Source organism: Nocardiopsis sp. M1B1, assembly GCF_052466615.1.
Genome location: NZ_CP196194.1, coordinates 5,492,994 through 5,506,505 on the forward strand (window position 1 = coordinate 5,492,994; position 13,512 = coordinate 5,506,505).

A 13,512-nucleotide genomic window follows, 5' to 3' on the forward strand; every position below is an offset into this window, starting at 1 on the left:
GTGCACGGGTTTCGGGCCGCTCGTGTCAGGGCAGTCCGACGCACCAGACCGGATTCATCGACCTCCCGGGAGGTGGGCGATGTTCAGGAAGGACGTGGCGGAGGGCATCCACTGCGTGCGGGACGGGTACGTCAACTGGTTCATCGTCGAGGACGAAGGGCTGCTGACGATCGTCGACGCCGGGGTGGGCGGCTCGTGGGACTCCCTGCGGCGGGCCCTGATGCTGCTCGGGCGGCAGCCCCGGGACATCCGCGCCCTGGTACTGACGCACGGGCACTTCGACCACCTCGGGTTCGCGGAACGGATCCGGTCCGAGATGGGCGTTCCCGTCCACATACACGAGAACGACGTTCCGCTCACACGGCATCCCCGCCAGTACGGGCACGCGCGTGCCCGCACTCCCTACTTCCTGACGCAGGTGAAGGCCTTTCCGATGGTCGCCTCATTCGTGGGGCGGCGGGCGTGGTGGCCGAAGCCGGTCAGGGAGGTGCACCGCTTCCGTGACGGCGAACTGCCGGTGCCCGGGGCGCCGCGGGTCGTTCCCACCCCGGGTCACACACTCGGCCACTGCGCCCTGCACTTCCCGGACCGCGGAGCGGTCATCGCCGGCGACGCCGTGGTGACCCTCAACCCGTACCGGGGCACGTACGGACCGCAGATCGTGTCGGGAGCGGCGACCGCGGACGAGGAGCGCGCTCTGGCGTCGTTGGGCGCGATCGCGGACACGGGGGCGCGGACCGTGCTCGTGGGACACGGCGAGGAGTGGCGGGACGGCGCGGAGAGGATGGCCGAGTGCGCCCTTCGGCACGGCCCCTCCTGACACCGCGGCGGCGTCGCGGGGACGGTCGGCCCGCGCCCTAGAGGAGGCGTTCGGCCATCAGGCCCACGCCGATCACGATCATGGCCGCCCCCGAGAAGCGGCTGACGGCGCGCGCGGCGGCGGGGCGGGTTCCCAGCACCGTGCGGGCGAGCACGCCCACGCACAGGTAGACCGCCCCGCAGCTGGCCGTGTGCACCAGACCCAGGGTGCCGATCTGCGCGGCCATCGGCCACCCGCCCGCGGGGTCGGTGAACTGCGGCAGCAGGGCCAGGAACAGCAGCAGCGCCTTGGGGTTGAGACCGCTGACGCCGGTACCGGTCAGCACGCGCGAGCCCCAGGAGGAGGGCACCGCGGCTCCGCCCGCGCCGGGCACCGCCGGACGGGCCAAAGTGACCGCTCCGAGCCACACCAGGTAGGCGGCGCCCGCCAGGGTCAGGCCGGTGAGCACGGCCGGTGTGCTGGCCACCAGCGCCGCGACCCCGCCCGCGACGACCCCGGTGAGGGCGACGTAGCCCAGCAGCAGCCCGGACACCGCCGGGAGCACCGAGCGGTCCCTCAGCCCGGCGGAGATGGTGTAGGCCCAGTCCGCCCCCGGTACCAGGATCAGCAGGACCGACACCGTCCAGAACGCCGCGACCGAAGCCGGTTCCACGGCCACTCCTCTCCTCGAAACTCCTGCTCAGAGGGGAAGAGTAGCCATAAAACGCCCGAAAATGGTTCCACTTCTTGCGGCCGAAACCGCCGTTGGTGGAAGAATCTCCTCCATGGACAACGTCGACCGGAAGATTCTTGCCGAGCTCCAGGAGGACGGCCGTCTGAGCGTCACCGAACTGGCCCACCGCGTCGGGCTCAGCGTCTCCCCGTGCCACCGCAGACTGCGCGAACTCGAACGCGCCGGGGTGGTCAGCGGGTACCGCGCGGTCGTGGACGCCGAGGCGGTGGGGCTGGGCTTCCAGGCGCTGGTCTTCGTCACCATGCGCCAGGAGGACCGGGACACCGTCGCGGCCTTCGAGCGGGCGGTGGAGGACATCCCCCAGGTCGTCCAGGCCGAGCGCCTGTTCGGCGACCCCGACTACCTGTTGCGCGTGGTCAGCGCCGACCTGGCCGCCTTCCGCGTGCTCTACGACGAGTCCCTGGCCACCCTGCCCGGCGTCCAGCACCTGAGTTCGACGCTGGTGATGAAGCACGTCGTGCGGGAGCGGCCCCTGCCCGCCTGAGTCCGGGCGCCCGTGTCCGGGCGGCGGTCCGCGGCCGCCCGGGCGCGCCCGCGGAGCGGACGGCGAACGCGCTCGGGCGCGGCCCCCGTGGGAGCCGCGCCCGAGCGCGTCGTGTTCCGGCTGCCGCCGGGGCCTACCGCCCGCCTACTTGGCGGCCGGGTCGCCGTGGCACTTCTTGTACTTCTTGCCGGAGCCGCACGGGCAGGGCGCGTTGCGCGCGGTGCCGGAGTACTCGTCGGCCGTCTCGCTGTGGCGCTCGACGGTGCCGTCCTCACTCGGCGCGGAGTACTGGAGCCGGTTGGGCTGGCCCTCGCCGAAGCCGGGGACGACCACGTCCTCGGCGGGCTCGGCCTCCTCCACCGGGGAGGCGGCGTCCTGGACCTCCTCGTCCTCCTCCACAGCGGTCGCGACGGCGGTCGCGCTGGCGGAGCCGCCGACGGCTGCGGCGGTCCTGGCCGCGGCGGCCGTGGTGAGGGCGGGCTCCTCCTTCTTGCGGACCTGCACCTCGACGTTGAAGAGGTAGCCGACGGACTCCTCCTTGATGGCCTCCAGCATCTGCTGGAACATGTCGAATCCCTCGCGCTGGAACTCGATCAGCGGGTTGCGCTGCGCCATGGCGCGCAGCCCGATGCCCTCCTGGAGGTAGTCCATCTCGTAGAGGTGCTCACGCCACTTGCGGTCCATGACCTGGAGGATGACCCGGCGCTCGACCTCGCGCATGGCCTCCTCGCCCAGCTCGGCCTCGCGGGCCTCGTAGGCGGTGTTGGCGTCCTCCACCACGCGCTCCGAGATCACCTCGGTGGTCAGCGTGTGCAGGTCGCCGTTCTCCTCGATGAACTCGTCGACGGTGAAGCTGATCGGGTAGACCTGCTTGAACGCCCGCCAGAGCTTGTCGAGGTCCCAGTCGCTGGGGTCGCCGTTGGCGGTCTCCTCCACGACGTAGCCGCGCAGGACCTCCTCCAGCATGCTCATGACCTGGTCGCGCAGGTCCTGGCCCTCCAGGACCTTGCGGCGCTCGGCGTAGATGACCTTGCGCTGGCGGTTGAGGACCTCGTCGTACTTGAGGACGTTCTTGCGGATCTCGAAGTTCTGCGTCTCGACCTGGCCCTGCGCGGAGGCGATCGCCTTGCTGACCATGCCGGACTCGATGGGCTGGTCGTCCGGGATGTTCAGCTGGTTCATGAACGCCTCCAGACGGCTGCTGTTGAACAGGCGCAGCAGGTCGTCCTGGAGGGAGAGGTAGAAGCGGGAGATGCCGGGGTCCCCCTGGCGGCCGGAGCGGCCGCGGAGCTGGTTGTCGATGCGCCGCGACTCGTGGCGCTCGGTGCCGAGCACGTACAGGCCGCCGGCCTCGACGACCTTCTCGTGCTCCTCCTCGTAGTCGGCCTTGGCCTTCTCCAGCGCCTCGGGCCAGGCGGCCTCGTACTCCTCGGGGGTCTCCAGCGGGCTCAGAGCGCGGCCCTGGAGCTCCTCGTCGGCGAGGAAGTCGGGGTTGCCGCCCAGCATGATGTCGGTACCGCGACCGGCCATGTTGGTGGCGACGGTGACCGCGCCGAGCTTGCCCGCGCGGGCGATGATCGCGGCCTCACGGGCGTGGTTCTTGGCGTTGAGGACCTCGTGGGGCACGCCCTCGCGCTTGAGCATCCGGGACAGCAGCTCGGACTTCTCGACGCTGGTGGTGCCGACCAGGACCGGCTGCCCGGCCTCGTGGCGCTCGGCGATGTCCTCGGCGAGCGCCTGGAACTTGGCGTCCTCGTGCTTGTAGACGACGTCCTTGACGTCCTGACGGACCATCGGCTTGTTGGTGGGGATGGGCACCACGCCGACGTTGTAGGTCTGGGTGAACTCCGCCGCCTCGGTCTGGGCGGTACCGGTCATGCCGGCGAGCTTCTCGTAGAGGCGGAAGTAGTTCTGGAGGGTGACCTTGGCGAGAGTCTGGTTCTCGTCCTTGATCTTGACGCGCTCCTTGGCCTCGATGGCCTGGTGCATGCCCTCGTTGTAGCGGCGGCCCGCCAGGACGCGGCCGGTGAACTCGTCGACGATGAGGACCTCACCGTCCTTGACAATGTACTCCTTGTCCCGCTTGTACAGCTCCTTGGCCTTGAGCGAGTTGTTGAGGAAGCTGATGAGCGGGGTGTTGACGGCCTCGTAGAGGTTGTCGATGCCCAACCAGTCCTCGACCTTGGCCACGCCGGACTCGGTGATGCCGACGGTGCGCTTCTTCTCGTCGACCTCGTAGTCCTCCTCGCGCTTGAGGCGCGGGGCGATCTTGGCGAACTCGGCGTACCACCGGGAGTTCTGCTCCGAGGGGCCGCTGATGATCAGCGGGGTACGGGCCTCGTCGATGAGGATGGAGTCGACCTCGTCGACCAGGGCGAAGTAGTGCTCGCGCTGGACGGTGTCCTTGAGCGAGAGCGCCATGTTGTCGCGCAGGTAGTCGAAGCCGAACTCGTTGTTCGTGCCGTAGGTGATGTCGGCCTGGTAGGCGCTGCGGCGGTCGGCCGCGGTCATCTGCGGTCCGACGACGCCGACCTCGAGGCCGAGGAAGTGGTAGATGCGGCCCATGTTCTGGGCGTCGCGCTTGGCCAGGTAGTCGTTGGTCGTGATGACGTGGACGCCCTTGCCCGCGAGCGCGTTGAGGTAGACCGCGAGGGTGCCGGTCAGGGTCTTGCCCTCACCGGTCTTCATCTCGGCGATGTTGCCGAGGTGCAGCGCGGCGCCGCCCATGATCTGGACGTCGAAGTGGCGCTGGCCCAGGGTGCGCTTGGCCGCCTCCCGGACGGTGGCGAAGGCCTCGGGGAGCAGGTCGTCCAGGGACTCCCCGTCCTCGTAGCGCTCCTTGTACTCCCCGGTGAGGTCGCGCAACTCCTCGTCGGTGAGGTCGACGTAGTCTTCCTCGAGCGAGTTGACCTGGTCCTTCAGTTTGTTGAGTCGGCGCAGGATCTTTCCCTCACCCGCGCGCAGGAGCTTGTCGAGTATCCCTGGCACTTCCTATGCGCTCCTCGCAGATCGCGGTTGGCTCCACCCACGTGGAGTTCAGATCTAGGCCCGCTGACCGCTTTCCCGTGGCCGCGGAGGGCGGCGGGGGTTCCTGGGCCCTCGGCCCTACATCCTAGAGGACACGAACCCTACGCCCACCCTCTCAGGTGGAGCGGCCCGACCGCACGTTTCCCTGTGCGCAACGAAGAAAACCAACCGATATGTTCCCGCATGTCACAGACCTGACAGCGGGCTCGGAAGGTTTTTCGCGTCGCCCCGGTACCAGGGGGAATCGGATACCGGCGCGGACGGGGCGCCGGTCGCGTACGCCGACCGCCTCCACGCGCTTTCGGCCCGCCTCCCCACGCTTTCGGCGCGGGCACAGGTGGGTCCCGGCTTTCGTGGGTAGGCACGTGGTAGGAGTTCGCACCGCGGCCGAACGGCCGCGGACGGACCGGACGCGAACGTGTTCCCAGGGGGGATCACCATGCGAACGAACCGAGACAAGAAGGGCCGCGGGACACGGGACGGCGGGGGCCGCGAGGCGAGGGACCCGTCGGCGCCCTCCCCGCGTTCTCCCGACGACGTGGCCAAGGAGATCGTCGGGGAGTCGCCCGTCCTGCGGCGCGACCCCGTGGCCGACGACCCCGCGCTGGCCTGGGAGAAGGAGCATCCCGACGGCGACAGCCGTTTCGGGCGCATCCGGGGGTTCCAGCACCAGGGCGGCAGTCTCGCGCCGAGCAACAGCCATCGCGGGCGCGTGTCGTCGTGGGCGGCGGTCCTGCTGGCGTGCGCCGGGTTCGTCGTGGGCGGGGTCGGCGTCGCCATGGGGATGTCCGTGGTCCTGCTGGTGATCGCCGCGGTCCTGCTGGTGGCGGCGGCCGTGGTGGCCCTGGTCTTCGACCTGATGAGCGACGTCGTCCTCGACACGCCCCGGGCCGAGTCCGAGGAACCGCACGACACCCCGCTGCACCGGATCAAGCAGGAGGACGCCGAGCACCGGCCCGAGTAGGCGCGGGCCGACGGCCGGACCGGCGGAGACGGAGGCCGGGCACGGGGAGGAGAGCGCACACCGCCGCGGCGGGTCCGGATGGACCCGCCGCGGCTTCGTGCGGGGGGATCCGTCGAGGGCGGTCGCGGACGTCTAGGGTCTGTTTTTTGAACCGGTCTCAGCTTGTGGGGGTCGGTTCGGGCGCCCACGGGGTTCTGGAGGTGCCGGAGACGGGTTCGCGAGGAACGAGCGAACCCGTCTCCGGCACCGCTTGCCTGCTTCAACCCCATTCCCGTTCTCCGGGCGCCCGAACACGGACCGAAGCGAAGCGGAGGTCCAAAAAAACACTGCCTAGTCGACCAGTCGGAGGACGCCGTAGTTGAAGCCCTTGCGCCGGTAGACGACGCTCGGGGCGTCCTTGACCTCGTCGTGGAAGAGGTAGAAGTCGTGGCCCACGAGTTCCATCTCCATGAGCGCCTGGTCGATGCTCATGGGCTTGGCCCGGTGGAACTTCTCCCGGACGACGACGGGAGCGTCTCCCTGGGTGTCGAGTTCGACGAACTCGTCGGAGAACCTCCCGTCCACCTCGGTGCCGTTGACGTCCTCCTCGCCGCTGCGCCGCTGCGCGGGGGGAGCCTGCGTCGCGGTGGCGGTGGCGGACGAGGGCAGGTCTCCGGGGAGGCCGGCGGTGGCCGACGCGACGGAGACGGGGGCGTGGTTGCCCCGGTGGACCTTGCGCCGGTCCGCGGACTTGCGCAGGCGGGCCTCGATCTTGTCGAGGGCGAGGTCGAGGGCGCCGTACCGGTCCGAGGCGGCGGCCTCGCTGCGAATGACCGGACCGTTGGTCCGGATGGTCAGCTCAACCCGCTCGCAGACGTCGGCGAGCTTGGGGTTGCGCTCTTTGGACACCTCCACGTCGACGGTCATGCCCTTCTTCTCCCACTTGGAGAGCCTGTCGAGCTTGTTGTCGACGTGCTGACGGAACTTCTCACTCACACCGGTGCGTCGACCCTTGACGATGATGTCCATAGGACCCCCTTCATCGCGTGGCCGTCGGAAGACGACGGCCAGGCTGGCTCTGCGTCCCTTCCGCCGTCAGGGGGGCGGGAGGGGTGTCGCGCTAGCCCCCTTCCGCTGGTGCCCCTGTCCGGTAGGGGGCACGGCTCGGTTGGAGATGCGTATACCCACCAGCGGGGGTGTCATCACGCCTACCAGGGGCGTGATTGGCGGAGGCCGCCGCGGTGGAGGAAAGGACTGCCGGGACTGTTGGGACTGACGGGACGGATCGCCCCTCGATGAAACGCAGGTCGCCCGGGGCCACGGCGGGACGCACGCGGCGGGGACGCGGGGGGATCGTCTCCGGGGGTTCGCCGTTGGCGAACCCCCGGACGATGGGATGCCACCCGTCCGGCCGACCTGGTCTTCGTCCCCACATCCGCCTGCTGAGAGTGTCGCCGCTCTTGTACGCGACTACTGCTCTTCTCCCTGTCATGAGGGACATCTGGACCCTCCGCGGGGCAGGGCTTACCTCTAAGGCGCACCGTGATCGGTCGACGAAAAGTCGCCTTACGTGGGCCGTTTCGCCTGCGCCTGGCATCGGCTTGCCGGAGTGGCCCCCCGGTGTTCCCGGGAGCTCACAGACTCCGACGCAACCACGGACCCGGACGGGTGCCATACCGTGACCGTAACCTGTCCTGGCGAGGATGTCAGGTAGCAGCCACCCTCCCAACTCATCGGTAACTGCCTCAAACCCCTTCGTACATGGACTTTTCGCCTGTTCAGGAGGGTTCGTAAAACCTTCTTGCATCACCCGCCTCCTTCTCCCGGGAAGGACCTCCGCCGGAGTCGGGCAGGCGTTCGAGGAGGACCACCGCGCCCGCCACGGGAATCCCGCGGGCCCGCAGGGCGCGGGTCGCCTCGGCCACCGTGGCGCCCGTGGTGAGGACGTCGTCCACCACGACCGCGACTCCCCCGGCTTCCGGGCCGGACCGCGCGCCGGGGGCCCCGTCGAGGGCCCGGGGAAGCGGACGGTCCGCGACGAGGGTGCCCGCCCGGTTGGCCAGGCGCTCGGCCCTCCCCAGACCGGCCTGGCGCCTGGGACGGCTCCGATAGCGCAGCAGGGGCGCCAGCCGCCCGGCGCCCGCTCCGCCCGCCTGCGCCAGGCAGGCGCGCGCCAGCCGGGTGACCGGCGCCCGGGGGTCGCCCGGCGGGCCCCGCCCGGGCACGGGGACGAGCAGGGTGTCCGGGCGGGCCAGGCCGGACGCGGTGTGGGCGGCGGCCAGCCACCCGCCCAGGGGCGCGGCCAGGGCGTCCGCACGGCCCTCCTTGTAGGTGAGCAGCACCCCGCGGTGGCGCCCGGCGTAGGGTCCGACCGCCCAGACTGGCGGGCAGCCGGGCCTGGGCGCGCAGCGGTGGGGGCGGCGCCGCAGCGCGGTGAGGCAGTGCGCGCACAGTGGCCCCGAGGGGCCCGCGCACGCCGCGCAGGGCTGGGGCAGGAGCAGGTCGAGCAGCGCGCCGAGTATCCACCGCAGCACGCCCGTGGGATGTGTCCGTTCGTCCATACCTCAAGGTTGGGCGTCCGGAACAGCCTCCGCCAGCCCCTTCTCGGATCTGTGGACAACGCCCCCGAAGGCCTCCTCCGCGCCCCTCACCGGCTCCCGCTCCGGCCCCGGAACCGCGGTTCCGGCACCGGGAACGGCCCGGACCGACCGGTCGGCGCCCGGGCCGCGACCGGTGCCCGCGAACCTGCGGCCGTCACCCCGGCGTCGCGGCCGCGGTGCGAAGGCGGCACGGGAGGAGCCCCTCAAGGCACGGGGCCGGTCGGCACACGGACCGGCGGCGGCCATCCGGGCCGGTCCGCGCGGTCAGCGGATGATCGACACGATGCGGCAGCAGGCCCGGGCCAGGCCGGGGTCGCCCGAGAGGTCGCCCCCGGCCTCGGCCTCCTCGGGTTCGATCCCCCGCACGCACAGCCGCCAGGCGGTCTCGAAGTCCCAGCGCACGGCCGCCGCGGGCGGGCCGGAGTCCCCCATGGCGTCGGGGGCCAGCGACCACCCGGTCCCGGTGCGGGTGACGGTCCACTCGCCGCCGTCCGGGCCGTCCACGGCCACGCTCACCCGCGTTCCGGTCCGCGCCGGGGCGTCGCGCAGGGTGTGCGGCAGCGCGCGCATGAAGGTGTCCAGCACCAGGGAGCCCGCGGGCCCGGGGTCGGTGGCCCGCCCGGCGGCGTGCCGGATCTGCTGCCGGTGGGCCCAGTTCTCGGTGAGTTCACGGGCGCAGTCCAGCCAGACCGGCGCCGGGTCGGCGCCCGCCCAGGAGACGGCGACGCCCGGGGCGTGCGGGTCCGCTGAGCGCCAGAGCCGCGCGAGCTCGCGTCCGGTCATCTCCAGCGTCTGGACCAGCGCCTGCGGGCTGATCCTGGCGGTGGCCCGCACCCACTCCTGGTTGTTGCGGTGGATGAACGCCGCCAGCGGCTCCCCGGGCGCCGGAGCCGGGGCCGCGCGGTAGCGGTCGCGCATCCCCGCGATGCGCCAGTAGTCGTCGCCGAGCAGGTGGGCGGCCACGTCGCGCGCGCTCCACCCGGTCACGGCCTCGGCCTGCCACTCGTCGGGGGTGAGGCCGCGCAGGAGCGCGAGGAGGTCCTCCCGCTCCCCGGAGAAGTGGGGGCGTGCGTCGATCGGCGTACCCAGCCGCGTCAGGTCGTCCATGGCGCCACCCTTCCAGGCCTCCCCGCCGGGCGCACCCCTGTTTCGTCGCGGGCGCGGCCGGGGTCCGGCCGCGCCCGCGGCGCCTCAGCCCGGGAAGGCCGGTGAGCCGCCCTCCACGACGCTCTGCCAGTTCAGCGGGTCGCTGGACACCCAGATGTTGCCGTCGTCCGAACCGGCCACCAGGGGCTGGCCAGGGGCTCCGGAGACGGTCACCATGCTGGCGACGGGGGTTCCGGCGCTGGCGGGCGGCGTACCGCCGTCCAGCGACACCAGGAGGGCCTGGCTGGTACCGCCCTCGCGGGTGCCGAGCACGACCAGCTGATCGCCCGAGCGCCAGGAGATGTCGGTGACGTCCTCCAGCTCGCGGGCCAGGGTCACGAACGACTCGACGGAGACCTGACCGTCGGCGTCCTCCACCACGCGTCCCACCTGGAGCGAGCGGCGCCCATCCACCTCGGTCACCACCGCGGCGCGGGTGCCGTCCCGGGAGATCTGGAACTGCACCAGCGGCCTGTCGCGCAGGTCGGACACGTCCACGCGGACCACCTCGTGGCCGTCGCGCAGCAGCCACAGGTGCGTCGGGCCCGGGGAGGGCGGCGGCCCGTTGAGGTTGGGGCTCTCGGCGTCGGAGTCCTCCCGCGCCTCCTCGCCTTCCTCACCGTCCTCCTCGTCGACCTCCTCGACCACCCACAGGTCGCCGTTGACGTCCCAGGACAGCTCGGTGAAGACCCCGTCTGCCAGGACCTCCCGGACGGCGGCGCCCGGGGTGGCCTCGCTCGTGACGACCCTGCGGCCGCCCGTGGTGACCCCGGCGATGGTCTGCTCGTCCAGCGACACCGCGAACCTGCCCAGGGGGACCTCGCCCGATCCCAGGGGGCCGGGCACCGGCTCGCCGCTGCCGAAGGTGTCGGTGTCCCAGTCCGAGGCCGCCCACAGCTGGCCCTCGTGGGAGTAGTAGACGTGGACGCCGGGCGAGGTCGCGCCGGGGCTGACCTCCGACCAGTAGGTGCTGCCCGGTCGCGGCCGGTCGGCGCTCTCGCCCTCGGCCCCGGGGAAGTCCACCTCGTTGCCGTTCACCCGCAGCGTGAACTCCTGGATCTCCGGCAGCTGGCGCAGGGTCCAGGCGATCTGGGCGCCCATGCCGAACTCGTCGGCCTGGCCGGGGGCGGTCACGCTGACGGTCGCCCGGTCCTCGTCCACCTCCACCTCGGGATCGGCGTCCTCGGAGAAGGAGGAGTGCACGGAGGGGTCCAGCCAGGCGCTGGGGCCGCGGATGAGCCTGTGCAGCAGGCGCTTGGTGAGCTCGTCGTTGCTGACGGGCAGGTAGACCGGATCCGGGACCAGGGCGTTCTCGTCGGGGTTGAAGTAGTACAGGTTGAACGGGCGGTGGGTGCGCTCCAGGTCGAGCTGGCTGAGGACGAGCTCGTCCGGCAGGCTCTGGATGCGCCACTCGCCCTCGGGGTCCTCGTTCTCCCGGGCCAGGACGAAGGTCTCGTCGAGCAGGCGGCCGGAGTCGCCGGAGACGTACCTGCCGTCCTCGTCGATCGTGGCCACCAGTGAGCTGCGCATCCGCACGGTGGCGGTGAGCCCGTCTCCGCTGATCGTGGTGTCGAGGTCGACGGTGTCGTGGCCGGGGAAGACCTTGACCGTCCCGTCCGGGTTCCACGACTCGTCCGTGCTCGACAGCATGTAGCTGCGGGCGGCCTCGTAGTCCTGCTCGAAGCTGCCCATGTCCTTGAGGAAGTCGCTGACCAGGCCCTCCGGCGCCACGCCCTCCTGGGGTCCGGCGGGCAGCAGGCGCACGTAGCCGCCGTAGGGGTCGCCCTCGGACTCGTTGCCGTCGCTGGCCACGACAGGGCCGGTGGTGGGGACGGTCGCGCAGGCCGCCATGGACACGGCCGCCACGGCCGCGGCCAGGCAGGCGCGCGCGGCGCGGCCGAACCGGTGCGGTGTCCTCACAGCTTCTCCTCGCCCTCGCGCTGCTCGGCGCGGACGGCGGCCGCGCCCTCCTCCGTGGTGTCCGCGCCGTTCCTGGCCGGCACCTTCTCGGCGCGGACGGCGCCGTTGCCGTTCTCGCCCTTGTCGGCCTTGTCGGCGAAGGTGGTGTAGGTACGGCCCAGCGCGAACTCCGGCGGCACCAGCGGCAGGGGGGAGCCGCGCAGCTCGCTGCCGGAGCGGCGCGGCAGGGACAGGCGGAACTGGGAGCCCTGGCCGGGCTGTCCCCACGCCTGGAGCCAGCCGCCGTGCAGGGTGGCGTCCTCCTTGGCGATGGAGAGTCCGAGGCCGGTGCCGCCGGTGGTGCGCACCCGGGCCGGGTCGGCGCGCCAGAAGCGGTCGAAGCACAGGTGCTCCTCCCCCTCCTTGAGGCCCACCCCGTAGTCGCGCACGGCCACGGCGACCGCGTCGCGGTCGCACGCGGCGGTGACCACCACGTCACGGCCCTCGCTGTGCTCGATGGCGTTGACCACGAGGTTGCGCAGGATGCGGTTGATGCGGCGGCCGTCGTACTCGGCGGTGCAGGGGTCGGTGGGCAGGCGCAGCACGACCTTGATGCCGCGCCGCTCGGCGATCTGCTCGGCGTCGCCGACGGCCTTCATGACGGCGTCGCGGATGTCGAGCGACTCGGTGCCCAGGGTGGCGGCCCCGGCGTCGTGGCGGCTGATCTCCAGCAGGTCGGAGAGGAGTTCCTCGAACCGCTCCACCTGGCTCTGCAGCAGCTCCACCGAGCGGCGCATGGTGGGGTCGAGCTCCTCGCGCTCGTCGAAGAGCACGTCCCCGGCCATCTTGATGGTGGTCAGCGGGGTGCGCAGTTCGTGGGAGACGTCGGAGACGAACTGGCGCTGGAGCTTGGACAGCTCCTCCAGCTCCTGGATCTTCTCCTGGAGGTTGCCCGCCATGTCGTTGAAGGACAGGGCCAGCCGGGCGAGGTCGTCCTCGCCGTGCACGGCCATGCGTTCGGTGAGGTCGCCCGAGGAGAGGCGTTCGGCGGACTGGGCGGCCGAGCGGACGGGGCTGACCACCTGCCGGGTGATGACGAAGGCGATCAGGCCCAGGAGGATGACCAGCAGCACGCCCACCAGGCCGACCGTGCCCTGGACCAGGTCGAGGATCTGCTGCTCGTGCTGGAGCGGGAAGATGTAGTACAGCTCGTAGGCGCGCGTGAGCTGCGCGCCGACCACCAGCGCGGGCTCCTCACCCTGGTCGGTGGTGATGCGCGTGTACGTGTGGTACTGCTGCTCGTCCACCTCGGACTCGTGGACCTGGTTGATGAGCCGCTGCGGGACGCTGCCCTCGCCGGTGGCCCAGCCGACCTCGCCGCCCACCGAGGGCAGGATGACCACGCTGTACAGCCCGGTGTCGCCGCTGCGGCTGGTGAGCTCGTTGGCGAGGTTGTACATGAGCCGGTTGCGGTCGCCCGACTCGTTCTCCTGGAGTTCGGCCGACGCGTAGTTGAGCCCGGCGCGGTGGTCGGTGACGGCCGTGGAGATCTTGGCGTCGAGCAGGCCGCCGCGCACCTGGGAGATGAGCACGTATCCCAGGCCCACCATGACCACCAGGGACAGCACCAGGGTGGTGGAGATGACCCGCAGGTGCAGCGAGCGGCGCCAGTTGCTGTGGACGCCGCGCACCAGGGCGCGGGCGGCGCGCTGGGCGAGCGCGTAGGAGCGGGTGAGCCCGGTGCCGCCGTCGCGCCAGCGACCTCGGGCCGCGGGCGGCCCGGAGGGCGGGATCTGCGTGTCGGAGGCGGTCCCCCGCTCCTCCTCTGGTGTGGCTGCGGTCATGTGCGGCTCGGGAGGA

General features: G+C 71.6%; 10 protein-coding genes. 3 read left to right on the top strand and 7 right to left on the bottom strand.

All coding sequences use genetic code 11. The features are described 5' to 3' along the window. The first annotated feature begins 79 nt into the window (after window positions 1-79). Entirely contained in the window at window positions 80-820 is a 741-nt protein-coding gene (locus ACSTA4_RS23750) for an MBL fold metallo-hydrolase (protein ID WP_444961082.1), read from the top strand. Between the two features lie 37 nt (window positions 821-857). Here the strand turns inward: ACSTA4_RS23750 and ACSTA4_RS23755 are convergent, their stop codons facing one another. Further along, entirely contained in the window at window positions 858-1,472 is a 615-nt protein-coding gene (locus tag ACSTA4_RS23755) for a LysE family translocator (RefSeq protein WP_444961083.1), read from the bottom strand. 112 nt (window positions 1,473-1,584) lie between these two features. On the opposite strand from ACSTA4_RS23755, the gene ACSTA4_RS23760 reads away from it, so the two are divergent. Further along, window positions 1,585-2,037, top strand: a complete 453-nt coding sequence (locus ACSTA4_RS23760) for an Lrp/AsnC family transcriptional regulator (RefSeq protein WP_013154742.1) — start codon at window positions 1,585-1,587, stop codon at window positions 2,035-2,037. A gap of 144 nt (window positions 2,038-2,181) precedes the next feature. Here ACSTA4_RS23760 and secA read toward each other — a convergent pair whose 3' ends face one another. Continuing rightward, window positions 2,182-5,025, bottom strand: coding sequence for a preprotein translocase subunit SecA (gene secA / locus ACSTA4_RS23765; RefSeq protein ID WP_444961084.1), 2,844 nt, complete (start codon window positions 5,023-5,025; stop codon window positions 2,182-2,184). Between the two features lie 478 nt (window positions 5,026-5,503). On the opposite strand from secA, the gene ACSTA4_RS23770 reads away from it, so the two are divergent. Continuing rightward, window positions 5,504-6,028 carry a hypothetical protein gene (locus ACSTA4_RS23770; protein ID WP_444961085.1) on the top strand — a complete coding sequence of 175 codons (525 nt, stop codon included), beginning with the start codon at window positions 5,504-5,506 and terminating at the stop codon, window positions 6,026-6,028. Window positions 6,029-6,358: 330 nt separating this feature from the next. On the opposite strand, the gene hpf is transcribed toward ACSTA4_RS23770, so the two are convergent. The 5 genes from hpf to mtrB form a co-directional block, all read right to left on the bottom strand. After that, the gene (hpf, locus tag ACSTA4_RS23775) at window positions 6,359-7,036 is read right to left on the bottom strand and encodes a ribosome hibernation-promoting factor, HPF/YfiA family (protein WP_444961086.1); all 678 of its coding nucleotides are present in this window, start codon (window positions 7,034-7,036) and stop codon (window positions 6,359-6,361) included. A gap of 749 nt (window positions 7,037-7,785) precedes the next feature. Further along, window positions 7,786-8,568, bottom strand: a complete 783-nt coding sequence (locus ACSTA4_RS23780) for a ComF family protein (RefSeq protein WP_444961087.1) — start codon at window positions 8,566-8,568, stop codon at window positions 7,786-7,788. A gap of 303 nt (window positions 8,569-8,871) precedes the next feature. Next, window positions 8,872-9,714 (bottom strand): maleylpyruvate isomerase family mycothiol-dependent enzyme, encoded by an 843-nt coding sequence (locus ACSTA4_RS23785; RefSeq protein ID WP_444961088.1) that lies wholly within the window; start codon window positions 9,712-9,714, stop codon window positions 8,872-8,874. Between the two features lie 84 nt (window positions 9,715-9,798). Then, a complete protein-coding gene (locus ACSTA4_RS23790; RefSeq protein ID WP_444961089.1) occupies window positions 9,799-11,673 on the bottom strand; it encodes an LpqB family beta-propeller domain-containing protein in 1,875 nt (624 codons plus the stop codon). After that, entirely contained in the window at window positions 11,670-13,496 is a 1,827-nt protein-coding gene (gene mtrB / locus ACSTA4_RS23795) for an MtrAB system histidine kinase MtrB (RefSeq protein WP_444961090.1), read from the bottom strand. Before mtrB ends, ACSTA4_RS23790 begins: the two co-directional genes overlap by 4 nt. Window positions 13,497-13,512: the final 16 nt, after the last annotated feature.